Raw genomic sequence first — 26450 nt, 5'->3', positions numbered from 1 at the left:
CGGGCGATTTGTTACCGGTCGTCCTACTGGCCGGTACGCCTGGCGTGTGACGGCGCTCTCACTCGTTTATGCTGACGCGACGTTAAGTTCCCCCGATCACGCGACGGACGTGCCGACCTCCCCATGAGCCCACGACCCACCGGCGGCGGTTACCGCCCGGCGCTCGACGGCCTGCGTGCCGTCTCGGTGCTGACGATCATGCTGTTCCACGTGCCCTACGACTGGGTCACGGGCGGCTATTGGTCGGTCAATGTCTTCTTCGTGGTGTCTGGCTACCTGATCACCGGCCTGCTGCTGAAGGAACTCGACCGGTGGGGCTCGATCGACCTGGTCGGCTTCTACGCGCGGCGGGCCAAGCGCCTGCTGCCGGCGCTGCTGCTGATGCTGGTCGTGGTGTCCCTCGCGGTGCCGCGCATCTTCGGCGACCAGACGCCGGCGACGATCAAGGGCGACGGTCTCGCGGCCCTGTTCTACGTGGCCAACTGGCGGATGATCTTCACCGGCCAGTCCTACTTCGAGCAGTTCGGCACTGCGGTCGAGTCGCCGTTCAAACACGCCTGGACGCTCGGCATCGAGGAGCAGTACTACCTGATCTTCCCGATCCTGATGATCGTGCTGTTCAAGGCGTTCGGGCCGCGGGGCAAGGCCAAGATCCTCGGCGTGATGGTGGGTCTGGCGGCCCTCTCCGCGCTGGTGATGGCGCTGGTGTATGTGCCGGGCGGCGACCCGTCGCGGGTCTACTACGGCACCGACACCCGCATGCAGGACATCCTGGTGGGCGCGGTGCTCGCGGTCGCGCTGTCGATGGTGCCGCGGCAACGCCTCGCCGCCTTCACCGCCAGGCGGCGCACCGAGATCATGGTGCTCGGCTGGACGATCGCGGCTCTCACCCTCTTCTGGTTCTTCTTCATCCCGGCGAGCGGCTGGGTGTTCTACGGCGGCTACCTGCTCTTCGACGCGATGTTCGCGCTGCTGATCCTCTCGGTGGAGTTGCTGCCGGGCAGTTCGGTCGCGCGGACCATCTCGTGGCGGCCGCTCGCCTGGATCGGGATGCTGTCCTACGGGCTCTACCTCTGGCACTTCCCGCTGTTCGTGGTGATGACCCCTGAGCACTTGCACATCTCCGGCGTGCCGCTGCAGATCGCCCGGTTCGCGGCCACCTTCCTGCTCGCCGCCGGGTCCTACTACCTGGTGGAGAACCCGATCCGCAAGGGCGCGCTGCGCCGGCTCGGCAGACGGATCAGCACGGTGGTGCCGCTGGCCGCGGTCGCCGCGACCGCCATGGTGATCGCCCTCTCGGTGAACGGCCTGCGGCTGGCGCCGGCGGCACAGGCGGGCTCCAACACGGTGGTCACCGGCGCCGGTGACGGCAAGTATCCGCTGCTGATCGTGGGCGACTCGGTCGGCTTCAGCCTGGGCTACAACTTCCCGCGGCAGACCTTCCCGGACGTCAAACCCACGGCCAACGTCGACTTCGGCTGCGGCACCGCCGAGCAGAACGTCATCGTGAGCGGCAAGCGGCAGCCGGAGGAGAAGGGCTGCGACAACATCTTCATGCACTGGTCCGACGGGGTCGGCGCCACCAAGCCGAAGGTCGTCGTCTGGACCCTCGGCCCGTGGGAGGTGTTCGACCACTACGTCGGCGACAAGAACCTCGCCGTCGGCACCCCGGCCTACACCGACTACCTGCTCGGCCGCCTCGAGGAGGGGCTGCAGACGATGCAGAAGGCCGCGGGCGGCCAGAAGCTGCCGATCGTCATACCCCAGGTGCCGTGCCTCGGCCAGCCGAAGTACGTCGTCAACGGCGTCAACATGGCGACCGACCGCAACGACCCGCGCCGGGCCGCGGCCGTCAACGACATCCTCGCGAAGTTCGCGGCCAAGCACCCGGACCAGGTGCACCTCGCCGACACGAACCAATTGGTCTGTCCCACCGGCACCTTCACCGAGAAGGTGAACGGTGTCCAGCTGCGGGACGACGGTGTGCACTACACCCAGGCGGGCGCGGCGGCCTTCTGGAAGTGGCTGATGCCGCAGATCGCGCGCTGGGTGCCCGGCACGCCCGCGGGCACGCCGTGACCGCCACCGATCCGCCGGCACCGACCGTGCCGACTGGGCCGCCCGTGCCGGCGCCCGCGCCGCACCTGCCGGCCCTCGACGGGATCCGCGGGGTGCTGGTGATCTTCCTGCTCACCTACCACTTCGGCGTCAGCGCGCTCCACGGCGCCTGGCTGACGCTCAACGTCTTCTTCGTGCTGTCCGGTTTCCTCATCGTCCGGCTGCTCGTCGCCGAGCGGGTCACCACCGGCAAGCTGCGCTTCGGCGCGTTCTACGCCCGCCGCGCGCGCCGGCTCTTCCCGGCGCTCGGGGCCCTGCTGCTCACCGTGCTGGTCTGGGGATTCCTCTTCGCCTCCGACGCCCAGCGGGCCCCGCTGCGCTGGGACGTGCTCGCGACCATGGGCTACTTCATGAACTGGCGGCTCATCGCGCAGAGCAACCAGTACTTCGTGCAGTTCACCGAGCCGTCGTTGCTGCAACACACCTGGTCGCTCTCGGTCGAGGAGCAGTTCTACGTCGTCGTGCCGCTGCTCGTGCTGGGGCTCACCGCCTGGCTGAAGAACCGCCGCGCTCTCGTGGCGGTCTTCCTCGGGCTCGCCGTGGTGTCGGCGGTCTGGATGGCGTATGTCGGTGTCGGCACCGACGTGGCCCGCTCGCACACCTACTACGGCACCGACACCCGCGCCCAGTCGCTGCTGCTCGGAGCCGCGCTCGGCGCCTGGCTGGCGCCGCGGGCCGCCGGCGACCGCGCGCCGCTGCCGCGCCCGGGTGCACAGACGGTGCAATACGTCGGCTGGGCGGCGCTCGCGATCAGCGTCATCGGCTTCGTCGTCGCCGATCCGCAGACCGAGCTGATGACCCGCGGCGGGATGTTCGCCCTCTCGATCGCGATGGTCGCCTGGGTCTGGGCCGTCGCCGACGACCGCATCGGGGCGCTGCAGCGGGTGCTCGCGGTGCCGCCGCTCGCCGCGCTCGGCCGGATCTCCTACGGGTGCTACCTCTGGCACTGGCCGATCGGGCTCTGGCTGGCGCAGGCCATGCCCGACCAGGGCGCGGTGGTGCGGGTCGTGCTCGGCTTCGCGCTCACCATCGGCATCGCGGTGCTGTCCTACCAGCGACTCGAGCTGCCGGTCCGGCGGGAGGGCCTGCGTGCGATCGCCGGCAAGCTGCTCACCGCGCGCTCGGTCGCGGTCGCCTGCGTCGTCGCGCTCGCGCTCGGCGCGGTCGGGGTGAGTGTCGGGGCCAAGGCGTCCGCCGCTGCCCCGCCGCCGCCGGACGCACCGGTGCGCGTCGTGCCGCTCGTGAGCGGGCAGCCGGCATACAGCAAACCCGAGAAGCCCTACACCGTTGCACTGTATGGCGATTCGGTGCCCTACCTGTTGACGCAGAACTTCCCCAAGAAGCAGTTCGCGGGAGTCTCCGCCAGGTCGGTGGCGGTGCCCGGATGCGATCTGCTCGACCAGCCCTACATCAACCCGATCAACGATGGGTCCAGTCCCAACCCGGCCGACTGCCGCGACGGGAAGAAGAAGCTCGAGCAGCGGTTGCGGGCCTCCGACGCCGACGTGCTGGTGATCTTTCCGAGCGTGCTGATCGGCTTCCGGCACACGATCGACGGCGCGCGACGGTGGTGGGGCGACCCGGCGTTCGAGGCCGCGATCGGGGCGGCGCTGGACCGGGTGCGCTCGGCGGGGGAGCGGGCCGGCATGCGCGTGGTGATCGCCAACCAGTCGTGCCGTGACGACTCCTCGATCCCGGCCGCCAACGAGTTGCTCACCGCGCTGCGCGAGAAGGACCCGAAAGTGCTCGCGGAGCTGAAGAGTGCCGACCGCATCGACGCCTACCTCGCCTCCTGGGCCGGGCGCCGCAACGTCCCGGTCGCCGACGTCCGGTCGGCCGTCTGCGCCGGCGGCCGCCCACGCACGCTGCCCGGCATGCCGGTCTACGGCGACGGCATCCACTTCTCCGAGCAGATCACCCCGAGCGTGTGGGCGTGGCTGCTGACCTCGGTGCTGCACATCGGCAAGGGCGGCTCGTGAGCGCCCAGGCCACCGGGGGCAGCACCGCCCGTAACGCCATGCACTACCAGCCGGCCGTCGACGGCATCCGCGGCATCGGCGTGCTGATCGTCCTGCTCTACCACGCCGGCTGGAGCGCCCTCGCCGGGTCGTTCCTCGCGATCGACATGTTCTTCGCGCTGAGCGGTTACCTGATCACCTCGCTGCTGCTGCGGCAGTACGACCGGTGGGGGACGGTGCCGCTGCTGGAGTTCTGGTCCGGGCGGGCCCGCCGGCTGCTGCCGGCGATGGTGGGCGTGGTGCTGCTCGCCGCGGCATACGCCAAGTGGCTCGCCGACCCGACCACGCTCGGCCGGTTCCGGTGGGACATGGTCTCGGCGCTGACGTTCTGGTCCAACTGGCGCTTCCTGCACGAGGACCAGTCCTACTTCCAGACCGGCTCGACCGTGTCGCCGCTGCTGCACACCTGGTCGCTGTCGATCGAGGAGCAGTTCTACGTCGTCTGGCCGCTGTTCCTCCTCGGCTGGCTCACCCTGCGCGGCGGACGGCTGCGCTTCCTGCCGACGGTGCTGGTGGCGCTGGCCGCCGGGTCGGCCGTGCTCATGGCCGTGCTCTACCAGCCCTACACCGACCCCTCGAACGTCTACTACAACTCGTTCACCCGGGCGCAAGCGCTGCTGCTCGGCTGCGCGCTCGCGGTCGGCCTCAAGATCGCCGCCGACCGGCAACGACGCAGCGGGCGCGCCCGCCGCTCGATCGTGCTGGCCGGTCTGCCGATCAAGGTCACCACGCTGGCGGCGGCCGCGGCGACCGCGGGGCTCGGCTGGTTCTTCCTCGCGCCGTTCTTCGTCGACGACCGCAGCCAGTGGGTCTTCTACGGCGGTTTCTTCGTCACCGGCCTCGCCGCGATCAGCCTCGGCTGGCAGCTGGCCGTCTCCCCGGACGGCCGCATCGCCCGGGCGCTGTCCTGGCGGCCGATCGTCGAGATCGGCAAGCGGGTCTACGGCCTCTACATCTGGCACTGGCCGCTCTTCCTGATCCTCGACCCCGAACGCACCGGCCTCACCGGAGTGCCGCTGGTGGCGTTGCGGATGGTCGTGGTGTTTGTGGTCGCGTTCGCCTTCGACTGGGCGGTCGAGCGACCGATACGCCGGCGTGCGCTGCGCCGGCTCCTCCCGCACGGCGGCGTCATCGCGGCGGGTACGGCGCTGGCGGTCGGCCTGACCGCGTCCTTCGTGTCGACCGCGGGCGCGCGTGACCCGATCTTCGGCACCGCCCTGCCCGGCAGCATCAGCACGGTGACCGGGCCGATGCGTCCGGGGCAGGACCGGGTCGACGTCTTCGGCGACTCCGTCGCGTTCACCCTCTGGAAGTACTTCCCGCAGCGGGACTTCCCGCAGCTGAGCGTCGGCTCCAGCACCCAGCTCGGGTGCGGTGTCGCGGTGCCCCAGGACCTGCAGGTCGCCGGCGAACGCACCGGGGTGGCCCCGCAGTGCACGGGCTGGGCGCCACGCTGGTCGGCGCTCGTGCGCGAGACCCGGCCACGCCTCGCGATCGTGATGTCGGGCTCGGCCGAACTCTTCGACCGGTGGGTGGACGGCAGGCTGCTGACCGTCGGCACGCCGCAGTGGCGCAGCGCGATGGTCGCGGCATACGGCCGGGCGGTGGACGTCGCGGGCGGCAACGGCCAGTTCCCCGTGGCCCTTGCCGACGTGCCCTGCTACGACCGGCGCGGTGCGACCGGCGCGGCGGCGCTGCCCGGCGTCAACCAGCGGCTGGACGCGCTGAGTGCCACCGAACAGAACGACCCCCGGCGGCAACAGGCCGTCAACGACGTCATCGCCGAGGTCGCGCGCACCCACCCCAAGACCGCCGTGCTGGAGCAGCGGGCCTGGCTCTGCCCAGGCGGCCGCTACCGGGCGACCATCGACGGGCAGGTGCTGCGGCCCGACGGGGTGCACTTCGACAAGGCCGGCACCGCCACCTGGTGGCGGCACTTCACGCCGCAATTGCAACGCCTCTACGGCCCCGCCCTGCCCAGCCGGTCGGTGTCGCAATGAGACGCTCCTGACCCGTCGGTAACTTTTGGTGTGATCAGCGTTACTCTGTGCGCTCATGCAGACCTCGCGATTCTTCGACGCCCTCGGCACCGTCTTCCCGGGTGACCCGCAGGACACCGACCCGACCGACCCGCGCTGGGCGCAGATCGGTGCGGAGGTCACCGGCTTCACCAGCCCCAACGAGCTCGCGGTGCTCAACCTGGCCGCGTCGCTGCTGCCGGACGACGAGGCCTACCTCGAGGTCGGCACGTTCAAGGGCCGCTCGCTGGTCGGCGCCACCCAGGGCAACGCCGACAAGACGTTCTACGCGATGGAGAACTTCCTGGAGTTCGGGATGGCGGGCCAGGAGGCTCGGGCCGAACTCCAGGACAATCTGCGCACCCGTGCCGGGGGCGCGACAGTGCACCTGCTGGAAGGCGATTGCTTCAAGCTGATGGCGCAGCCGGGCCTGATCGACAAGCCGGTCGGCATCTACTTCTACGACGGCGAACACACCGTCCTGGCGCACTACCTGGCCCTTGCGGTGGCCGAGCCGCTGCTCGCCGACGAGGCGCTGGTGCTGGTCGACGACGCGACCTGGCCGGTCGTGCAGCGCGCGCACCGGATGTTCCTGCGCCGGCACCCCGGCTGGCAGATCGTCGCCACCTGGGACGCAGCGCACGCCGACGACCCGCGGTGGGCCAACGGGCTGCACGCGCTGGTCTTCCGCCGCACTGGGGCCAAGCGGGGGCTCAGCAAGGCCGACGAGGCGCTGCGGGTCTACCAGACGACGCTGCAGAAGCAGCTCAACAGTGCCGCGTGGGCGGTCGGCAGCCGCTTCCCGGGAGTGGCCAAGAAGGTCGCGGGCGTGGTGATGGGCCGGTCACGGGCGATCGACGGAGGCTGATTTCTTGGGTTCGGGGGAGCTGAGCACGAGGATCGACGCGGCCGCCTCGCGCGGCCGCAAGCTGGTCGGCGCCGCGTGCGGGTGCGCGGTGCTGGCGCCCATGGTGATCGCGTATGTCCGGCTGGTCGTCGGGGGCTGGACCCCGCAGGGCGACGAGGGCCTGCTGGCCGCCAAGGTGCACGACGTCTTCAGCGCGCATCCGCCCACGATGGGCATGCGCTCCACGACCGGGGTCACCGACCCGGCCCTTGCGGCCCACCAGCCCGGGCCGATGCAGTTCTACCTGATGGCACCCTTCAACGTGCTGGTCGGTGAGCGCCCGGCCGGCATCCTGCTCGGCAGCCTCGCCATCGTGGCGGCATCGGCGCTCGGCTGCCTCTGGGTGGCGCGCCGCATCGGCGGGACGCCCCTGCTGCTGATCATGACCGGCGCGGCCGTCTGCATGCAGGGTCTGCTCGGCATCGGCGGCGTGGTGCGCCCGCTGAACCCCTACCCGGCCGCCTTCCCCGCGCTGCTGATGCTGCTCTGCGCCTGGGCGTTGCTGGCCCGCCGCCCCACTCCCGCCTGGCTGTATGTCGTGGCGGCCTCCTACGTGGCGCAGGCCAACCTGGCCAACGTCGTGCTCGTCGGGGCGCTGAGCGCGGTGCTGCTCGTGGTGGGCGCGGTCCGCGTGCGCGCGGGCATCGAGTCGACGCGCTTTCGCCGCAGCGTGATCGGTGGCTTCGTCGCGGCCGGGGCGTTGCTGCTGGTGTGGCTGCCGAGCCTGGTCGAGCTCGGTCAGCACCGGCCCAACAACCTGCAGCAGCTCGCGTCATACGCCACCAGCGGCGGGGCCGGGGCGCGCATCGGCACCCTCGACATCACCGGCGCGGTGCTGAGCGGCCTGACGCCGCTGCCCGGCCTCTATCCCTTCGCGCGGGCGGTGGCGATGCCGTCCCCGACCGCGGTCACGGTGGTGTGCGGCGTGGTGTTCGCGCTCGCAATGGTCGCGCTGCTGGTGCGTGAGCTGGTCGCGCTCGTCGCCGCCCGGCGCTCCGGACGCCGCGTGCGACTCGGCGTGGTCGGCACCGGGGGCGTCGTCTGGGTGCTCGCCTTCGTCTCCTTCGGGCTGTCGACCTGGAACATCAGGGCCGGTTACGTGCCGACCTACTGGTTCGTCGCGCTGCTCGCGATCGTCGCGTTCGGCTGGTCGGTGCTGCTGCTCGCGGCGTGGCCCCACCTCACGGCGCTGCTCGGGCGGCTCGGCACCACCGGCCCCGGCCGGGCACCCTCGGCGGTCGCCGCCGCGCTCGTGGTGGTCAGCCTGCTCGTGGGCGTCGCCGGGCTCGGCAGCTACAAGTGGGACGACTCGGACCAGGCGCGAGGCGTCGGTTCGCTCGCGGTGGGCTACCTGCGCAAGCACGTGCCACCCGGCACGCCCGTGCGGGTCGACGGCGACGGCTTCCTGCCCTTTGCCAGCCTCACCCAGGCGCTGGCCTACCTGCTGCCCGCGGCGGGCTACCCGACCTATGCGCTCACCCCCTGGCCCCAGCCCGAGGACACCGACTTCCGGCTGCGCGACCGGGCGCCGAGGGCGGCGGTCCAGATCGTGCTGATCGACATCGTGAACGGCAAGGCCGCGGGTCCGGCGCCCCAGGGCGGCATCAGGCTCGGGCAGGTGAGATTCCACGGCGCACCGGACACGGTGACCACCGTGTGGGTGGGCTGAGCCGGCCGCTCAGGCGCGGTCGGCGACCGCGACCGCCGACTCCTCGGTCAGCTCGATGCGGGTGCGGTGCTGCAGGGTCACCCGCAGCAGCCCGCCGAGCGCGATCACCAGCGCGCCGACGAGGCAGACGATCGCGATCTGCTCGGGGGAGTCGTGCCACCAGAGCGCCAGCGCAAGGCACTCGGCGACGATGACGCCCCAGGTCAGCGCGCCCAACGCGCCGGTGTTGGTGCTCATCTCGCTGAACAACCAGACCTGCGCGACCGCCCAGGCGATCCCGAGCAGCACGCACAGCAGCGCCAGGCCGCCGAACTCCCGGTAGTCCGCGCCGCCCGCGACGGTGATCCAGCCGCTGGGGGAGATCGCCACGATGCCGAAGCCGACCACGCCGATGCCGAAGACCACCGCGCTGGCCCGCAGCAGGGCACGGGTCGCGCCGTGCCGCTGCATCCGCGGCACGACCAGCAGCGCCACGAACTGGGTGCCCCAGCAGACCGCCCGCCCGAAGGTCGAGGCGAGCGCGTAACCGCCGGAGTCGTGCGGGGTGAGGAAATGGCGGGCGAAGAGCACGTCGACGTTGGTCAGCGCGATGTATGCCGCGAGCGTGCTGTTCGAGCGCAGCATCTCGCCGGCCAGCTCGTGGCCGGTCATCGGCAGCGAGCGCAGGTCGGCCCGGCACAGCCACGCCCCGAACAGCGCCGACACCGAGCCCGCGACGAGCATCGCGGCGAAGACCTGGGTCACCCCGAAGCCGCGCGCGGCACACACCACCGCGGCCACCACCCGGGTCAGCGCGGTCACCAGATAGAGCGCCGACAGCGCCCGCAGCCGGTGCCGGCCGAGCAGCATGCCCTGGAAGCAGCCGGTCACCATCATCGGCACGAGCATCGCGCCGAGCAGCACCGGCGCCGCCGACGGCAGGTGGAACAGGCGGCTGAGCAGCGGCGCGATCGCGGCCGTCAGCACGAAGCAGCCGGCACCGATCAGCAGTGCCGGCCCGATCGCGGAGGTCGCGGGGTTTCCGGTGTCGCCGTGAGTGCTGTTGTTGGTGTGGTTGCTGTCGTTGCCGGACAGCCGGCGCGCGACCACCACCTGGAAGACACCGGCCGGGATCGAGAGCAGCACGCCATATGTCGAGAGGGCGGTGTAGCCGCCGAACGCCGCCGGCCCGAGCGGCCGCGACAGCAGCATGACGACCAGGTAGCCGAGCACGTTGGAAAGGCCCATCGCGATGCCGAGCAGCGCACCGAGTGCCGTCTTGCGGACGGCGGGTCTGCGGCGGGGGCGATCGGACACGATGCGGGCGGCCTGACGTTCGGGATCGGATCTCACAGGTGAGCCATGACGTGACTCAGGTTACTCAGCAGTTATATTGATCGTCACTTTGTGGCTCAGCCCACGATCCGACCCTGCCGACCAGTCTCTTGGGAGCCGACCGTCTTGCGCCGACCTGTCACGGCATACCGCCTGACGGTTGCCGGGCTGACCCTCGTGTTGGCCCTGATCGTCGCCCTGAACGGGCTCGGCTCGTTCCACACCGACATCAAGCCCGAGGTCTACCTCGCGCCCGGGCGGATGATCGGTCAGTACCTCTCGGCGTGGACGTCGTCGCCCTACCTCGGGTCGCCCAACTTCAACGTCGGCCTGGTCCCGGTGCTGCTCGTCACGGCCGCGCTGCGCGGCATCGGGCTGTCGCCGGAGTGGACGTTCAAGATCTTCCACTTCGCGCTGTGGCTGGCGACCGCGTGGGGCACCGCGCGGCTGACCCGGCGCCTGGTGCCGAGGGCCGGTCAGTGGGGCGGCCTCGCCGCCGGCGTGGTCATGCTCGCCAACCCCTACACCGTGCAGGCCGGCACCACCCTCGCGATCGCGCTGCCGATGGCGCTGCTGCCGTGGAACGTGCTCGTCTTCGTCCGCGCCGTGCAGCGGCCGGCGGCCGGGCGCTGGTGGAGCCCCGGCAACTGGGCCTGGCCCGCGGTCTTCGGGCTGACGTTCTTCGCGATGAGCGGGATGAACGTCGCGGTCGTGCCGCTGTTCGGACTGCTGGCGCTGCTGCCGATCTGCGTGGCCGCCCTGCGGGTATGGCGCACGCCGTGGCAGCACCTGGTCGCGGTGCTCGGCCGGTGCGCGCTGTTCGTGGTCGGGGTGTCGGTCTACTGGCTGGTGCCCGGTGCGGGAGCGATCTCGACCGGCAACCAGATCGTCGGTGAGTCCGAGACACTCACCGGCATCGCGAAGGTCTCGTCATACCCCGAGGTGCTGCGCGGGGTGGGGCTGTGGTCGCTCTACGGGCAGGACAGCCACGGGGCGTGGGTGCCGCAGGACGCGGTCTACCTGACCAGCCCGGTGGTGATGGTGCTGACCATCCTCTGGCCGGCGCTCGCCCTGGTCTCGATGCGCTGGCTGCGCGGCGCCGCGCGGATCTTCGCCGCGCTCAGCGTGGCGATCGCGGCGGTGCTGATGGTCGGCGTCTTCCCGTCGGCGGCGCGCCCGGCGTCGCCGTTCGGCTACGTCTACCAGTGGTTCCTCGACCTGCCGGCGATGGGCGCGTTCCGGACCACCAACAAGGTCGGCGCGGTGCTCGCCCTCGGGTTCGCGCTCGCCATCGCCGCCGGCGTCGTCGCGGTCGCCCCGCGGCTGATGCGCCGCGAGGGGCTCGCACCGATCACCGGTGCGCTCGCCGCGCTGCTCGTCTTCGCCTGGACGCTGCCGGCGCTCACCAACCGGCTCTACACCTCGCCGATGGACATCCCGGCCTATTGGAAGAACGCCGCCGCGTCGATCAACAAGGGCGACCCGCGGGCCGGGGTGCTCTTCATGCCCGGCCAGACCCGGCCCGCCTACCGGTGGACCGTCGACCGGCCGGACGACGTCGCCAACTCGCTCTTCACCCGGCAGGTGGTGATCCCGGAGACGACCCCGAACGCGTCGGCGCCGGGCGGCAACTTCCTGCAGTCGCTGGACGCCACCGTGCAGAACTCCGTGGTGCCGCCGGGCACGATGTCGACCTACGCCCGCTACCTGGGCGCGGACACCGTGCTGATGCGCCACGACACGATCTGGGAGGACACCGGCGGTTTGCGGCCCGCCCAGCTGGCCGGCATCACCAACGAGGACAAGGGCCTGCGCGGGGTGCGCAACTTCGGCAGCGAGGGTGAGTGGGTCTTCGCGGGCAACACCGACGCCATCTCCGCGGGCGAGCAGCTGCTGCCACCGTTGCAGCAGTACGCCGTCACCGACCCCCGCACGTCGCTCCGGGTCGAGCCGGCCGACAACTCCCTGGTGGTGGCGGGTGACGGCTGGTCGGTGCCGGCGATGGTGGCTGGCGGCCTGCTCGGTGCCACTCCGTCCTTCCGCTACGCGCAGGACCTCTCGCCGGCGCAGCTGGCCGCCTCGCTCGGCGGCGACCACACGCTCGTGCTCACCGACACCAACGCCCGGCGGGACGCGATCACCAACCGGCTCGCCAACAACGAGGGGGCGCTGCTCGCCGCCGACCAGCCGCTCGGTGCCACCCGCACGCTCGGGGACAACCCGGCCGACCAAACCGTTCTCCAGCGCGACGGCGCGCTCGTGAGCGCGACCTCCCAGGGCGGCGCGTTCTTCGACCTGCCGTATGCCGTGCCGGAGAACGCCCTCGACGGTGACCCGGACACCGCGTGGCTGTTCGGCGACTTCGACCGCGGTGCCGGCAACGCGCTGACCATCACCCAGCCGGCACCGGTGCGGCTGAACACGATGCGGATCAAGCAGGCGCAGGTCGGCACCAGCCGGATCGACAAGGTGACCGTGCGCGCCGGCGGCAACGCGGTCACCAAGCGGCTGCCCGATGCCGGCTACGCCGACTTCGACCTCGGCGGCGTCTCCGCGAAAACGGTGACGGTCACGGTGGATTCGACCCGTGGCGGCGGGTACAACCTGGTCGGGATCAGCGACATCCAGATGCCCGGCCAGCTCGCGCGCCGGGTCGCGCGCACCCCGCTGACCTACGACGCGCTCTACGCCGGGCTCACGCCCGCCCAGCGTGCGGAGTTCGACGCCACCCCGCTGCACGTGCTGCTCACCCGCCAGCAGGGTAGCTCCTCGACCAGCGACGACGCCGAGACAGCGCTCCGCCGGCAGGTCAGCCTGCCCGACGACCGCACCTTCGACAGCACCGCGGCCATCCGCGTCACCGGCTCCTTCGACGCGGTCTACGACCAGCTCGCGGGCTACCCCTCGACGCAGAGCGCGCGGTCCTCCGGCTTCTACTTCAGCAACCCGGACGTGCGGGCCTCCGCCGCTGCCGACGCCGACGGCGCGACCGCCTGGCAGCCGGGCAGCAACCTCGCCGATGCATGGTGGCAGATCGGCGGCCCGGAGCGCGAGATCAGCTCGGTGCGGATCACCCAGCGGCCCGGCAACGGCAACCCGGACGGCAGGGACAACGCCTACGCCCGCCGCGTGACGATCTCGGTCGACGGCAAGAACGTCGCCAGCGGCACGCTCGACCGCGACGGCACCACCGACATCGCGGTGCCCGAGGTCGACGGCAAGCCGCTGCGCGGCAGCACGGTGCGGATGACCGTCGACGACACGGCCGGCAAGCGCGGCGGCATCCCGCCGAAATTCCCGACGATCGACACCGGTATGACGATGGGCCCCGCGATCGTGCCCGGCCCCATCGCCGCGGCCGGTCCCGAGGACCCGCGGTGCGTGCAGGTCGCGACCGTCGACGGCAAGCCGCTGCGGATGCGGCCGGCCGGCCAGTTGCAGGGCCCGACCACACAGGGTGGCGACTGGGTCGGCTGCGGCACCCTGCGCCTCACCAAGGGCCAGCACCGCATCGAGCCGGTCTCCGGCTTCACCCTCGACTCGCTGCAGTTCGACGACGACTACGACCGTGCCGCCGCCAAACCCGCGCAGCCGGTCACCACCGTGCGCGACGACTCGGCCACCCATAAGTTGCTCACGGTCACCACCTCCGGGCCGGCGACCGTGGTGCTCGGGCAGAGCATCGCCGGCGGCTGGCGCGCCACCGCTAACGGCAAGGACCTCGGGCCCGCGCAGCTGGTCGACGGCTACTCGGCCGGCTGGAGTCTGCCGAAGGCCGGCAAGTACACGATCGAGATCCGCTACACCCCGCAGCTGATCGCCGACATCGCCCTCGGGGTGAGCGTCTTCACCGTGTTCGGCGCGGTCGCGCTCGCGGTGTTCCCGTTCTTCCGCCGCAAGTGGGGCAGCGGCGCGGGCCGTCCCGAGCGGGACGACGACACTGCCGGTGACAACACGGCCGGCGACGACACTGCTCGCGACGACGGTGCCGTGGCGGGCAGTGCCGCAGCACGCGCCCACGCGCCCGCGCACCGGCCCGCTCACGCTGCCTCCCGCGAGACTGCCGCGGGAGCGGCTCGGCCCGGCATACTCGCCCGGGTCCGTGGGCGGTTGCCGCGCCCCGTGCTCGAGGTGACGCTGGTGCTGCTCGGCGGCTTCTTCGTCGGCTGGGCCGGCCTGGTCGCGGGCGCCGCGGTCGTCGTGCTGCTGCGTCGCCGCCCAGTGCCGTCCTGGTGGCTGCAGGCGGCGGGCGCGGTGCTGCTGCTGGCCTCGATGGCGGTCTACCTGGTCGCGCTCGGCGATCTGCGCGGCCAGATCAGCGCCGACGGGGTGACCAAGAGCATGTGGCCGCACTATCTTGCCGGTGCCGGGCTGGTGATCGGCCTGGCCGGTGCACTGCGCGAGCGGATCGCCGCACCGGTCGAGTCCACACACCCGGAGGATGACCCGACGTGAGCGAAGAGCCCCTGGTCAGCGTGGTCGTGCCGACCCGCAACAACGCCCGCACGATCGGCGCATGCCTGGCGTCGGTGCGGGCGCAGACCTACCCGCGCATCGAACTCATCGTGGTCGACAACCACAGCACCGACGAAACTGCTTCCATTGCAAGGGAATTCGCCGACGAGACGTTCACCGGGGGACCGGAGCGTTCCGCCCAGCGCAACCTCGGCATCGCGGAGGCGACCGGCCAGTGGGTGCTGTGGCTGGACAGCGACATGGTGCTGCCGCCCCGCAGCGTCGAGGTCGCGGTCGCGACCGCCCTGCGGTCGGGTGCCACCGGTGTCGCGCTGCCCGAGCGCACCATCGGCAGCGGCTTCTGGACCGCGTGCCGCGCCCTCGAGCGCGAGTGTTACCTCGACCAGCCCTGGCTGCACAACCCGCGGCTGGTGCGCCGCGACTACCTGCTCGGCGACGGCGGCTTCCACCTGGCGATGTCCGGCCCGGAGGACGCCGACCTGAGGCTGCGGATGCGGTCCGAGGGCCGGCGCATCGAGCTCGCCCCGATCATCGTCGACCACGACGAGGGGCGGCTCACGGTCGGCGACGTGCTGAGCAAGCGCTACTACTACGGGCGCAGCATTCCGGCCTTCGCCGGGCAGCACGACGGTGCGGTCGGCAAGCAGGGCCGCGCCGTGCTCAAGGCGTATGCCGCCAACTGGCGACGGCTCGCCGCCGATCCGGCGCACGCCGGCGGCATGGTGGTGCTGCGGAGTCTGGAGGCCGTCGGTTACGCCCTCGGCGCGCGCCGGGGGCGCCGCGACCGCGCGGAGGCGACCCGATGAGCTCCCCGCGCCGCCTGCTGTGGGTGTCGCTGCCCGATCAGCGGCCCCGCCGCGAGCTCTACTGGATGAGCCGGATGCCCGGCACGTCGGTCACCGCGCTGGCCGCGCAGGAGCCGGTCGGCGACATCACCTGGGTGCCGAGCACCTACCGGCGCCCGGTCAAGCGCTTCATCGAGGCCGGGGCGCTCGCCTGGGTGCGGGGCCTCGACGAGCAGGAGCCCTCGGCATACGACTGGGTGACGACGCTCGAGCTGTGCTCGCTCGTCACCGGCCAGGCGAGCGGGTGGCGCCGCGACCGTCGTCCGCTGCAGGCGGTGATCACCTGGGAGAACCTGCCCGACCAGCCGCTCTACAAGGTGCCGCCCTACAACCGGGCCGTCGCGGCATCGCGCGGTGCCGACCTCTTCCTCTGCATGGTGGACGCCGCGCGAGAACACCTGCTGGACAACGGTTTTCCCGATCACAAGATCCGGGTCGTCAAGCCCGGCGTCGACACCACGATCTTCGCCCCGGCCGATCACCCGACCGCCGCGCCGACGGTGGCATTCGTCTCGCCACTCGCCCCGAACAAGGGCATCGACCGGGTGCTGGACGCGATGAAGCTGGTGCGCCGGCAGCTGCCCGAGGCGCGGCTGGTGGTCGCCGGCAACGGGCCCCTGCGCGACCGGGTGGCCGCGGCGGCCGCGGACCCCTCCGCCGGGGTGACCCTCGCCGGGCAGCTGGACGCGCACGGTGTCGCCGACCTGCTGCGCCACGCCGCCGTCTTCTGCACCGCCCCGCGGCCGACCTGGAAGTGGACCGAGCAGCTCGGGCTTGCCTACCTGGAGGCGCAGGCGTGCGGCCTGCCGGTTGTGACCACCCGGTGCGGCACCAACGACGAGGCCGTGCAGCCCCCGAACCTCATGGTCGAGGACACCGTGGAGGCGCTGGCCGACGGTCTGCTGACCTTCCTCACCGACGCCGACCGCCGCCTGCGAGTGGGCGTGGTCAACCGGGACCGCATGGTCGCCGACCACGACCTGGCCACCCAGTGCGTGCGGATGGGCGAGGCATTCGCCGACATCGAGACTCACGCCGGGCGATGACCGCGCCGGACCGAGCGGGAGCGCGGCTTGGCCAGCGGACGATCGGCGGCCTGGTCGGGCTGGCGTGCGGCCTGCTCGCCCTCGGTCCGGGGCTGCGGCCCGGCTACCTGCTCTTCTACGACCTGGTCTTCGTGCCGCGCCTGCCCCTCGGCGACCGCACGCTCGGCGTCGACGGCTCGGTGCCGCGCGCCGTCCCGAACGACTTCGTCGTGGCCCTCCTCTCCCACCTCATGCCGGGCTGGGTGGTCGAAAAGCTTGTGCTGCTGGTGGTTTTCGCCGGTGTCGGCGCCGGCGTCGGTGCGTTGTCGCGGACCCGGCTCGGCGCCGCGGCGGCCGCGCTCGCCGCCGCCTGGAACCCGTATGTCGCCGAGCGGCTGGCGATCGGGCACTGGGGTTATCTGCTCGGCTACTCCTGCCTGCCGTTCCTCGTCGCGGCGGCCGCGGCCTGCCGGGAGGGCAGCCCGCGGGCACCGGTGCGGCTGGGCGTCTGGCTGCTGCTCTCTGCGGCCACCGGCTCCACCGGCGCGGTGCTCGGCCTGATCGCCGTGTTGTGCACGCTGGCGGTGCCGGGCGACACGCAACCGGTGCGGCGGCGACTGGCCGATCTCGGCTGGGCGCTGCTGGTCTTCCTGCTCGCCAACGCGACCTGGTGGTACGCCTACCTGGTGCTCGCGCCGTCGCAGGAGAGCAGCCGCGCCGGGGTCGAGGCCTTCATGTCCCGCCCCGACACGCCGTGGGGTGTGATCGGCTCGCTGCTCACCGGCGGCGGCATCTGGAACTCCGGCGTCTGGTTCGCCGGCCGCGAGTCGCCGGTGACCTCCGGGCTGGCGTTGCTCGTGGTCCTGCTGTGCCTGGCGCTCGCCGTCCGCGATCGGGTATGGCGGCTCAGTCCCGCGCTCGCCGGTCTCGGCGTCGCCGGGCTGGTCGGCCTGCTGCTCGCGGCGGCCACCGCGGTGCCGGGCCTGCGCGAGGTGATGACCGCGGTCGTCACCGACGTGCCCGGCGGGGGGCTGCTGCGCGACGCACAGAAGTTCGTCGGCCTCTGGATGGTGTTCGTCGCGGTGCTCGCCGGCCGCCTCGCCGAGCGGGTGCGCGACGCGGGTGCGCGGGTGGGCAGCGGCCGGGCGACGGCGCTCGGCGTCGCGGCGATCGTGGCGCTCTGGCCGGTGATCACCCTCACCGGCCCGGCGTGGGGCGCCGGGGGGACGTGGCGCGCCGTGAGCTACCCCGCGTCATACAGCTCGATGCAGGAGCGCATCGACCGGCTGCCGCCCGGCGGCGTCGCGGTGTTCCCATGGAATCTCTACCGCCGCTACGCCTTCGACCACGACGTCGTCGTGCTCGACCCGTGGCAGCGGCTGCTCGACCGCCGGGTGCTGGTCAACGACAGCCTCCCGCTCGCCGGCGGCCGGGACGTGCCGGGGGAGGACCCCGACGCGGCCGCGGTCGGCCGGGCGCTCGCCGGCGCGGGTGACCCGCTCGCGGTGCTGCGCTCCGCCGGCGTGCGATATGTGCTGGTGCAGACCGATCAGCCGACCACGGCGGGGATGCCGGACCTCACCGGCACGCGCGTGCTCGCCCGCGACGGCACCCTGCGGCTGCACGACCTGGGCCCGGTCGCGACGCCCGATCGGCACTCGCGCGGCCCCGAGCGATACCTCGGCTGGCTGCTCGCGGCGGCGGCGGTCGTCCTGGTTGCGGGTCGCGCGATTCTTGGTACCGTGTCAAGAAGTGATGTCAGAGGACTGACTCGGGGGTAACTTGCCGCTATAGTGGTGCACGGCAAGGGCGCAACGTCAGACGAGAGAGGGCCAAGTCGATGGGCGAGGGAAACAAGAAGGTCGCGTACAACGTCGGTGGCGCCATCGTGGGTGCGCTGCTCGCGGCAGTGGCGATCTTCGGACTGATCGCCCAGCAGGGCTCGATCACCCAGCCGCAGAAGTTCTCGCAGAACATCGACTACAACCAGTGATCGCCTGACCGGCCACGACTGATCGCCTGACAGGCGACGACGCCGGACTTCGAACGCAAAGGCGGCCACCCCGCACCGGGGTGGCCGCCTTTCGTCATGCCCGGACGCCGAAGTGGCGCGCCGGGCCGGGCCGTCACGCCTGATCGCTTCAAGCGGCGCCCTCACCGACCTCCCGGTGATCGGCCGCGATCTCGTGGACCGACCGCAGCCGGCGCGGCCGCCCCGCGGGCTGCTGGGGGCGCGGGGCGTGGCCCAGCACCGACCGCAGCGTCGCCGCGAGCGCCCGCCCGCTGCGCTGCCAGTCGAAGCCGAGCGCGTGTCCACGAGCGGCGCGGCCGAGCGCCGAGCGCAGCGACTCGTCGCCGAGCAGCACCCCGACCTGCTCGCTCATCTGCTGCGGGTTGAGCGCGAGCAACCCGGTCTCCCCGTGCAGGATCGACTCGGTCGGGCCGCCCGCGTGCGCAAACGCGATGGCCGGCGTCTCGTGCAGGCCCGCCTCGACGATCGTCAGGCCCCAGCCCTCCTTGTGTGAGGGCATCAGCAGCAGCCAGGAGCGCCCGAGCAGCCGGTGCTTGGTGTCGTCGTCGACGAATCCGTGGAAGTCGATCCGGTCCAGCACTCCGCGGTCGGTCGCATAGCGGACCAGCGCCTCGTGCCAGTAGCCGGCGCCGATCACGTCCAGCCGCAGCTGCGGGTATGCCGGGAGAAGCTCGGCGACGATGTCGATCGCGATCTCCACCTGCTTGTGCGGGACCAGCCGGCCGAGCACGGTGAGCACCGGGGTGTCGCTGCGGTCGTGCACCGGTGACTGCTCGAGCGCTGCCGGGCGGTCGTTGCCCGAGTAGACGATGTCGATGCGGTCGGCGTCGATGCCGAGCTCGACCAGGTCGTCCCGGCTGGCCTGGGACACGGTGACGTAGCGGGACCGGCGGTAGACCACCGGCGCGATGCGCGACTCCAGGAACCAGCCGAGTCTCGCCAGCCGCGGCCCGAAGATGACGCTCCACTGGTCGCGGTGCACGTGATGGGTGATGTTCACGACCGGCCGCCGGGCGAGCAGCGGCGCCCAGAAGGGCACGCCGTTCTGCACGTCGAGCACGACGTCGAAGTCGCGGCGGTGCCGAGCGGCATACCAGAGGCCGAGCGGGTAGCAGGTGAAGCGACCACCCCGGCGGACGATGTCGACATTGCCGTGCCGGTCGGTCGGCGACGCGCCGGGGAATCGGGAGGTGAAGATGGTGACCCGGTCGCCCATCTCGGTGAGCACCTCGGCCGTGCGCTCGGTGAACGTCTCGGCGCCGCCCGCCTCGGGATTGTCCCGATCGCGCCACGACAGATAGAGCACCCGCATGGGCCGATCCGGCCCGGATTCTTCACTACGCACGGCTTTGTCTCCTCCGGTCGGCCGCTAGAGTAGCGCCGATTCCTACTCAAAGGTAACCAAAGTCACATGAGTGTCCGGTCAAGTGTCAGATCGTGCGAGATCTGCGGCGGTCCGACGGCTGCGTTCGTCCTTCGCGGCGGCGCGACGCTGCACAGGTGCGCGCGCTGCGGGCACCTGCTGCGCGACCTCGACGCCGCGCCCGCCGGCCACCGCGATCACGCGTACGGCGGCGAACCGACCCTCGACCGGTGGCGTCTCGCGCTGACCTACCGGCTGCTTGCGTCCGGCCCGGCGCCGCGGTCGGTCTTCGAGATCGGCTACGGCACGGGCAGCATGTTGCGCCGCTTCCTCGACGCGGGGGCCGCCGTCGCGGGCGCCGACCCCGACCAGCTCGAGCTCGCGGTGGACCCCGAGGTGCGCCGCCGCGGCGACCTGCACGCGACCGGCGTCGAGCAGGTGGACACCGACCGGGTGCGCGCCGACCTCGTCTACGGCATCCACGTGCTGGAGCACGTGACCGATCCGCTGCGCACCCTGCAGGTCGCCGCCGATCTGCTCGAGCCGGGCGGCACGGCGCAATTCCTCACTCCGGCGGGCGACAGCGACGGGTTGCGGCTCTACGGGCAGGCCTGGTGGATGCTCGAGGACCCGACACACGTGCGCTTCTTCACGGCCGAGAGTCTGCGCCGGGCCGCCACCTCCGTAGGGTTGGTCGATGTGCGCATCACCCGCCCGGCCCTCGACAGCCTGACCACCGACGTCGGCAGCCTGACCCGGATGCTGCGACCCCGCCCGCGCCCGCACGGCGTGCTCGGCGAGCGTCCCGTCCTGTTCGCCGGTATGGCGAGCGCCCCGCTCGTGCTGGCGGCCCGCGCGGCCCGGCCCGCGCTGCGCCCGACCCTGCACCTCACCGCCCGGAAGCCCGCCTGATGGATCGTGGCATCGGACGATCGGTGCGGCTGTTCCGTGCTTTCACCGTGGAGCAGACCCGGCCGGAGGTGTTCTACGGCGCGCTCGCCCGCGACTCGCGGGAACTGCTCGCCGAATGGACCGACCTCTCCGGTGCGACCATGCTCGACGTCGGTGCCGGGCCGGCCGAGTTTGCGCACGAATTCCGTTCGGCGGGAGTGCGTTACGTGCCGATCGACCACGACCCGGCAGTGCCGTCGGTGCGCGACGGGGGAGTCGTCGGCACGGCCGAGGCCCTGCCGTTCGCCGACCGCAGCGTCGACCTGGTCTTCAGCTCCAACCTCTGGGAGCACGTGCGCCGGCCCGAACACGCGGCCGACGAAATGGTGCGGGTGGTGCGCCCCGGCGGCCTGGTCTTCCTGTCCTACACCAACTGGCTCTCGCCCTGGGGCGGTCACGAGACCTCGCCCTGGCACTGGCTCGGCGGTCAGCGCGCCGCCCGGCGCTACGAGCATCGCAACGGTCACCCGCCGAAGAACACCATCGACCGCACGCTGTTCCGGGTCAGCATCGCGCAGGGGCTGCGCTGGGCGCGGCAGCAGCCGGACGTGGACCTGCTCGTCGCGCGACCCCGTTACCTGCCCGACACGGCCCGGCACATCCTGCGGGTGCCCGGCCTGCGGGAGTTCGTCACCTGGAACCTGCTGCTGATCCTGCGGCGCCGATGACGGCAGAGCGCTCCGCCATACACCGGGTGCAGTGGGCGCTCGCGGTGATCGCGATCGGCCTGCTGCCCTGGCTCGTCTCACCGGGGCGCACCGAGCCCGACACCAAGATCGACCTGACGATCTCGCCCTGGCGTTACCTCGGCCGAGCGCTGGACGCCTGGAACACCCATGCCGGGCTCGGCGAGTTGCAGAACCAGGCCTACGGCTACCTCTTCCCGATGGGCCCGGTGTTCGGCGTCGCGCGGTCGCTCGACCTGCCCGCGTGGGCGACCCAGCGGATCTGGTGGAGTCTCCTGCTGGTCGTGGCGTTCGCCGGCGCCGACCGACTGATCCGGCGGCTCGGCGTCGCCGGCGCCGTGCCGGCGCTGCTCGCGGCCGCGACCTACGCGCTTTCGCCGCGGATGCTCACCGTGCTGCCGGTGATCTCGGTCGAGGCGTGGCCGATGGCGCTCGCGCCCTGGCTGGTGCTCGCCGTGCTGCCGCTCACCGACCGTGACCTGCCCCGGCCGGTGCTGATCCGGCAGGTGGCGCTCGCCGGGGTGCTGACCGCCGCGCTCGGCGGCGTCAACGCGACCGCCTCGGGGATCGTGCTCGCCCTGCCGTTCGCCTACCTGGTCACCCACCCGGTCGGCCGGCGGCGGCTGGTCTGGTGGCTGCCGGCCGTGATCCTCGGCGCGCTCTGGTGGCTGCTGCCGCTGCTGGTGCTGGGGCGTTACGCCTATCCGTTCCTCGACTACATCGAGACCGCCTCGATCACCACCGCGGTCACCTCGGTGCCCAACGTGCTGCGCGGGGCCAACGACTGGATCGCCTACATCCTCGACAGCGCGGATCATCCGGTGTGGCAGGGCGGTTGGGTGCTCGCCCAGTCGATCACCGCGATCCTCGCAACCTGCGCGGTCGCGGGCATCGGCGCCTGGGGTCTGCTGCGGCAGCGCGGTCACCTGGCCCGGTGGACGCTCGGATGCCTGGTCGGCGCCACGCTGTTCATGGCGCTCGGGCACGGCGGCACGGTCGGCAGTCCGCTCTCCGACGACGTGCGGGGGCTGCTCGACGGCGCGCTGGCGCCGCTGCGCAACGTGCACAAGGCCGACCCGATGCTGCGGCTGCCGCTCGCCATCGGCTTCGCGGCCGTGCTGCAGCGGGTCACCGTCTCGCGCCGGGCGCGGGACCGCTTCCTGCCGGCGGCGCTCGCGGTGCTCGTCGGCGCGGCCGCCACCCCCATCTGGCAGGGCCGCGTCGGCGCGATCGACGCCTACTCCGCGGTGCCACGTCCCTGGACCCAGGTCGCACACGAAATCGACGCTGCCGCAAGCGCATCCGGCGGTTCGACGATGCTGCTGCCCAACTCGCGCACCTCGACCTACACGTGGGGAGCGACGACCGACGAGCCGCTGTCGGCGCTCGCCACATCACCGGTGGTGACCCGCGCCGCGGCGCCGCTCGGCATACCCGCCTCGACCCGCATCCTCGACGCCGTCGACCGCCTGGCGGCCAGCGGAGTGCCGCAGCCGAGCCTCGCCGACGGCCTCGCCAGGCTCGGCATCACCCGCCTCGTGCTGCGCCACGATCTCGCACCCAGCGTGCAGGCCCTGCCGTGGCAGCAGATCGAGAAGACGCTGCGCAGCTCACCCGGCTTCCGGGTCGCGGCGACCTACGGCTCCGGCGCCTCCGCGCTGACCGTGTATGACGTGACGCCCGCGACCGGTGCCCGCGCGACGGCGTATGCCGCCACCCCGCTCCGCGTCGCGGGCGGACCCGAGGCCGGCTTCGCGCTCAAGGCCGCCGGGCTGCTCTCGCCGAGGGAGTGGCTGCAGCCGGCCTCCGGCGCCGGTGACCGCCCGGACGTGGTGACCGACACCATGCGCTGGCGCGCCTACAACAACGGCGTCCCGACGGCGCGGGCCTACAGCCCGACCCTGACTCGCTCCGACCACACGCCCGACCGCATCGGTGCCCGCGACCTGCCACCCGCCACCGACCCGGCCGGCCAACCGGCCCGCGTGTGGATCGGCTGGCGTTCGGTGACCGAATCCTCCTCGGGCGCAGACCCGTTCGCGCGCGCCTACGTCGGTCCGCAGGCCGGCGCCTACGCCGCGTTCGACGGCAACCCGGGCACGGCCTGGCTGACCGGTGACCACGAGACGACGGCGACGCTCGGCGGGGAGCTCGGCGGACGGACCGTGCGCGAGGTGCGCATCGCACTGGCCGCACCGCAGCAGGGCGCGAACCTGCCGCGGGAGGTGCAGGTGCAGGTGGGTGGCCGCACCCAGGTCGTGCCGGTGCGCGGGCGCGACGAGGTCACCGTGTCGGTGCCACCGTCGCGCGCCGGGTCGGTCGCGGTCCGGCTGATCGCGCCGGACGGTGTCACGGACCCGATCATGGGCATCCGGGAGCTACAGCTGCCCGGGGTCGGCCTCGGGTCCGTGCTCGACCTGCCGCAACCGGTGGACCTGACCCGTCAGGCGCTGCTGCTCACCCACGAGACCGAGGACGGCGCGACGCTGACCCGGCGGGTGCAGCTCGCGGGTGAAGGCGACGTCGTGTTCCCGGCGACCGTCTGGCTGCGGCCGCCGGCGGGCGACGTGGTAGTGAGCGGGGAGTGCGGGGCGGCCGGGTCGGTCACCGTGACCGTCGGTGGTCGGACGACGCGCATCCCGTTGCGGGCGAGTCCGAGCGCGCAGGACCTGCAACAACGCCGGCTCATCCCCGCCCAGCCGTGCGGCGAGGTGCGGCTGCCCGCGACGGGCGAGGCCACGGTCGTCGTCGCCGGCGCATCCGGGCTACAACCCGAGCTCGCACTGATCGGCCACGTGCCCGAGGGCGCCGCACCGTCGGCCACCCGCAAAATCACTGCGGCGCAAGGGGATTCGGGTCGTCGTACGATCTCGGTCGGTGCGGGAGACACGAGTGTCGTCGCGCTGACGGAGGGCTTCAACGCCGGCTGGCGGGCGACCGACGGCGACGGTCGCGTCCTGCAGCCGGTCGAGGTCGACGGGTGGCGGCAGGGCTTCCGCGTGCCCGCCGGTGGCGCCGAGGGGCTGACTCTCACCTTCACCCCGACCACCCCGCAGCGCGCCGGGCTGCTGGCCGGGGGAGTGGCCGCGCTCGCGTTGCTCGCCGGTTACCTCGCGGCCGCGTGGCTGTGCCGCCGAAGGGTTGCTGGTCGAGAGGGTGCTGGTCGAGTAGCGGGCGGCGAGGAACGAGCCGGCCGCGTATCGAGGCCAGCTGGTCTCGATACGGCCTCCGCTAGCGCTCCGGCCTACTCGACCAGCGACAGTCCGGCCTACTCGACCAGCGAGAGTCCGGCCTACTCGACAAGCGAGGAACGAGCCGGCCGCGATGGTGCTGGTCGAGTAGCGGGCGGCGAGGGACGAGCCGGCCGCGTATCGAGGCCAGCTGGTCTCGATACGGCCTCCGCTAGCGCTTCGGCCTACTCGACCAGCGACACTCCGGCCTACTCGACCAGCGACAGTCCGGCCTACTCGACCAGCGGTGCTTCGGCCTGCTCGACCAGCGAAGTCCCCACCTCGGCCAGAATCGCCGGCGGCGTGCTCGCGGTCGTGGTCGGCGGGCTGGTCGCGGGGCCGGCCGGATTGCTCGCCGGGCTGGCCGCGGCGGCCGTGCCGAGCCGGTTGCTGCGGCATACGGCGTTGGGGGCGCTGGTGCTGGCCGGGGTCGCGCTCGCGTTCTTCGGGGTCGTCGACGCGAAGTCGGCCGGAGCGATCGCCGGTCAGCTGCTCGGCACGCTCACCCTTGCCGTGCTGGCTCGCGCGCTGGTCGAGCACGCGACGTCGCGCGGTGCGCCCAGCGCAGGATCGGCAGCTCCACCAGCGTCGCCGACGCCCACGCGATCAGCACGCTGAAGATCAGCGTCGCGAAGAGCACCGCGCCGAACGACCCGGTGAAGATCGGCTGGTCGCCGATGACGTAGATCAGCTGGATCACCGGCAGGTGCCAGAGGAACACCCCGTAGGAGATGTCCCCGGCGAACCGGGTGACCGGTGAGGCGGCGACCGCCCGCCAGCGATCGTCGGACGGGCCGCGGGCGGCACCGAGCACCAGCAGGCCGCCGATGATCGCGTAGAGCGCCTCCTTGGCGAGCGCCTGCGGCACCGTCGGGGCGCGCAGGTCCCACGGCCCGGCGATGCCGGTGGAGGCAAGGAGCAGCAGCACCGCGGCCGCGCTCCACCAGGTGCCGGTCCCGACCGCCCGGAGGCGTTCGAGGTCCCCGGTCTCCAGCGCCACCGCCACCGCCGCACCGGCCGCGAACCACGCGGCGTGGCCGACGAAGCTCATGCCGAGGGCGCCGGCGTGCGAGGCCGGATCGGCCGCCGTCCAGGCCGCGGTCACGCCCTGCGCGGCCACCCCGAGCGCGGCGATCCCCGCGAGGCGCAGGTAGGTGCCGCGCCTGGAGCGACGCACCGACCGGCCGAGCGCGCTGCCGAGCCACGGCACCAGCACGTAGAAGGCGACCTCGGTGGTGAGACTCCACGTCTGGCTGAAGCCCTGGTAGGTGTTGCCGGTGTAGGCCTGCAGCAGGAAGACGTTTTGCACCACCTTGGCCATGCCGCCGAGCCCGCCGGTGACCGGCCACAGGGCGGCGACGGCGAGCACCCCGGCGAGGGCGAGCCAGTATGCCGGGGCGATCCGGGCGACGCGGCGCACGGCATACACCTGCACGTCCGGGCGCGGACCATCGGTGGCGGCCGCTCGCAGCCACGGGCGCAGCAGCAGGAACGCACTGATCGCGAAGAAGATCGCGACCCCGGCGTCGCCGCGGGCGAGCACGGCGCCGACCACGTCGAGGTTGGAGGCACCGGTCCAGAAGGCAACGTGCGCGGTCAGCACCAGCAAGGCCGCTGCAGCCCGCAACCCGTCGATCAACCGATACCGATGCACAATGCCTACTCTGCAGTAGATTTGTATGACGAGCGCCACACGGCGCGTTGCGCAGGGCCGTTGGCGCGGGGGCGCCAGCGGGCTGGACGACCCGACAGTACTCCCGATATTCCCGACATTCCCGCCCCACCGAAGACTCAGGAC

General features: G+C 72.3%; 16 protein-coding genes. 13 read left to right on the top strand and 3 right to left on the bottom strand.

The features are described from left to right. Positions 1 to 123: 123 nt before the first annotated feature. The 5 genes from HJ588_RS18165 to HJ588_RS18145 are packed head-to-tail and all read left to right on the top strand — an operon-like array spanning position 124 to position 8730. Complete coding sequence (locus tag HJ588_RS18165; protein WP_171158281.1) at positions 124 to 2079, top strand: acyltransferase family protein; 1956 nt, start codon at positions 124 to 126, stop codon at positions 2077 to 2079. Then, the gene (locus HJ588_RS18160) at positions 2022 to 4097 is read left to right on the top strand and encodes an acyltransferase family protein (protein ID WP_171158279.1); all 2076 of its coding nucleotides are present in this window, start codon (positions 2022 to 2024) and stop codon (positions 4095 to 4097) included. Before HJ588_RS18165 ends, HJ588_RS18160 begins: the two co-directional genes overlap by 58 nt. Beyond that, on the top strand, positions 4094 to 6136 hold the full coding sequence (locus HJ588_RS18155) for an acyltransferase family protein (RefSeq protein ID WP_171158277.1): 2043 nt from the start codon (positions 4094 to 4096) through the stop codon (positions 6134 to 6136). Before HJ588_RS18160 ends, HJ588_RS18155 begins: the two co-directional genes overlap by 4 nt. A gap of 55 nt (positions 6137 to 6191) precedes the next feature. Continuing rightward, positions 6192 to 7022, top strand: coding sequence for a class I SAM-dependent methyltransferase (locus tag HJ588_RS18150; RefSeq protein WP_171158275.1), 831 nt, complete (start codon positions 6192 to 6194; stop codon positions 7020 to 7022). A gap of 4 nt (positions 7023 to 7026) precedes the next feature. Next, a complete protein-coding gene (locus tag HJ588_RS18145) occupies positions 7027 to 8730 on the top strand; it encodes a hypothetical protein (RefSeq protein ID WP_171158273.1) in 1704 nt (567 codons plus the stop codon). Between the two features lie 9 nt (positions 8731 to 8739). Here HJ588_RS18145 and HJ588_RS18140 read toward each other — a convergent pair whose 3' ends face one another. After that, positions 8740 to 10026, bottom strand: a complete 1287-nt coding sequence (locus HJ588_RS18140; RefSeq protein ID WP_171158270.1) for an oligosaccharide flippase family protein — start codon at positions 10024 to 10026, stop codon at positions 8740 to 8742. 144 nt (positions 10027 to 10170) lie between these two features. On the opposite strand from HJ588_RS18140, the gene HJ588_RS18135 reads away from it, so the two are divergent. The 5 genes from HJ588_RS18135 to HJ588_RS18115 are packed head-to-tail and all read left to right on the top strand — an operon-like array spanning position 10171 to position 18383. After that, entirely contained in the window at positions 10171 to 14499 is a 4329-nt protein-coding gene (locus HJ588_RS18135; RefSeq protein ID WP_171158268.1) for an alpha-(1->3)-arabinofuranosyltransferase domain-containing protein, read from the top strand. After that, positions 14496 to 15326: a glycosyltransferase gene (locus HJ588_RS18130; protein ID WP_171158266.1), complete on the top strand. Its 831-nt coding sequence runs from the start codon at positions 14496 to 14498 to the stop codon at positions 15324 to 15326. Before HJ588_RS18135 ends, HJ588_RS18130 begins: the two co-directional genes overlap by 4 nt. Beyond that, a complete protein-coding gene (locus HJ588_RS18125) occupies positions 15323 to 16411 on the top strand; it encodes a glycosyltransferase family 4 protein (RefSeq protein WP_246242756.1) in 1089 nt (362 codons plus the stop codon). Before HJ588_RS18130 ends, HJ588_RS18125 begins: the two co-directional genes overlap by 4 nt. Further along, complete coding sequence (locus HJ588_RS18120; protein WP_171158264.1) at positions 16408 to 18171, top strand: MmpA family trehalose lipid delivery protein; 1764 nt, start codon at positions 16408 to 16410, stop codon at positions 18169 to 18171. The genes HJ588_RS18125 and HJ588_RS18120 overlap by 4 nt, the downstream gene beginning before the upstream one ends. Positions 18172 to 18230: 59 nt before the next feature. Next, positions 18231 to 18383 carry a hypothetical protein gene (locus HJ588_RS18115; RefSeq protein WP_171158261.1) on the top strand — a complete coding sequence of 51 codons (153 nt, stop codon included), beginning with the start codon at positions 18231 to 18233 and terminating at the stop codon, positions 18381 to 18383. 148 nt (positions 18384 to 18531) lie between these two features. On the opposite strand, the gene HJ588_RS18110 is transcribed toward HJ588_RS18115, so the two are convergent. Next, positions 18532 to 19767, bottom strand: a complete 1236-nt coding sequence (locus tag HJ588_RS18110) for a glycosyltransferase family 4 protein (protein WP_343036791.1) — start codon at positions 19765 to 19767, stop codon at positions 18532 to 18534. 66 nt (positions 19768 to 19833) lie between these two features. Here HJ588_RS18110 and HJ588_RS18105 point away from each other — a divergent pair, with 66 nt between their 5' ends. The 3 genes from HJ588_RS18105 to HJ588_RS18095 are packed head-to-tail and all read left to right on the top strand — an operon-like array spanning position 19834 to position 25270. Further along, positions 19834 to 20697 carry a class I SAM-dependent methyltransferase gene (locus HJ588_RS18105; RefSeq protein ID WP_171158260.1) on the top strand — a complete coding sequence of 288 codons (864 nt, stop codon included), beginning with the start codon at positions 19834 to 19836 and terminating at the stop codon, positions 20695 to 20697. Next, positions 20697 to 21404: a class I SAM-dependent methyltransferase gene (locus HJ588_RS18100; RefSeq protein WP_171158258.1), complete on the top strand. Its 708-nt coding sequence runs from the start codon at positions 20697 to 20699 to the stop codon at positions 21402 to 21404. The genes HJ588_RS18105 and HJ588_RS18100 overlap by 1 nt, the downstream gene beginning before the upstream one ends. Continuing rightward, positions 21401 to 25270: an alpha-(1->3)-arabinofuranosyltransferase domain-containing protein gene (locus HJ588_RS18095; RefSeq protein WP_171158256.1), complete on the top strand. Its 3870-nt coding sequence runs from the start codon at positions 21401 to 21403 to the stop codon at positions 25268 to 25270. Before HJ588_RS18100 ends, HJ588_RS18095 begins: the two co-directional genes overlap by 4 nt. Here HJ588_RS18095 and HJ588_RS18090 read toward each other — a convergent pair. Beyond that, the gene (locus tag HJ588_RS18090; protein WP_171158254.1) at positions 25155 to 26306 is read right to left on the bottom strand and encodes an acyltransferase family protein; all 1152 of its coding nucleotides are present in this window, start codon (positions 26304 to 26306) and stop codon (positions 25155 to 25157) included. The two genes, HJ588_RS18095 and HJ588_RS18090, sit on opposite strands and share 116 nt — an antisense overlap. Positions 26307 to 26450: the final 144 nt, after the last annotated feature.

The organism is Flexivirga aerilata (genome assembly GCF_013002715.1).
GTDB classification, from domain to species: domain Bacteria; phylum Actinomycetota; class Actinomycetes; order Actinomycetales; family Dermatophilaceae; genus Flexivirga; species Flexivirga aerilata.
Note: the sequence above shows the minus strand (reverse complement) of the source record. Positions and strands in the feature narration are given on the sequence as shown.

Coding starts and splice junctions, on each gene's coding strand:
- HJ588_RS18120 (WP_171158264.1), top strand. CDS start 16,408: ATGACCGCGCCGGACCGAGCGGGAGCGCGGCTTGGCCAGCGGACGATC.
- HJ588_RS18095 (WP_171158256.1), top strand. CDS start 21,401: ATGACGGCAGAGCGCTCCGCCATACACCGGGTGCAGTGGGCGCTCGCG.
- HJ588_RS18125 (WP_246242756.1), top strand. CDS start 15,323: ATGAGCTCCCCGCGCCGCCTGCTGTGGGTGTCGCTGCCCGATCAGCGG.
- HJ588_RS18165 (WP_171158281.1), top strand. CDS start 124: ATGAGCCCACGACCCACCGGCGGCGGTTACCGCCCGGCGCTCGACGGC.
- HJ588_RS18115 (WP_171158261.1), top strand. CDS start 18,231: ATGGGCGAGGGAAACAAGAAGGTCGCGTACAACGTCGGTGGCGCCATC.
- HJ588_RS18105 (WP_171158260.1), top strand. CDS start 19,834: ATGAGTGTCCGGTCAAGTGTCAGATCGTGCGAGATCTGCGGCGGTCCG.
- HJ588_RS18150 (WP_171158275.1), top strand. CDS start 6,192: ATGCAGACCTCGCGATTCTTCGACGCCCTCGGCACCGTCTTCCCGGGT.
- HJ588_RS18100 (WP_171158258.1), top strand. CDS start 20,697: ATGGATCGTGGCATCGGACGATCGGTGCGGCTGTTCCGTGCTTTCACC.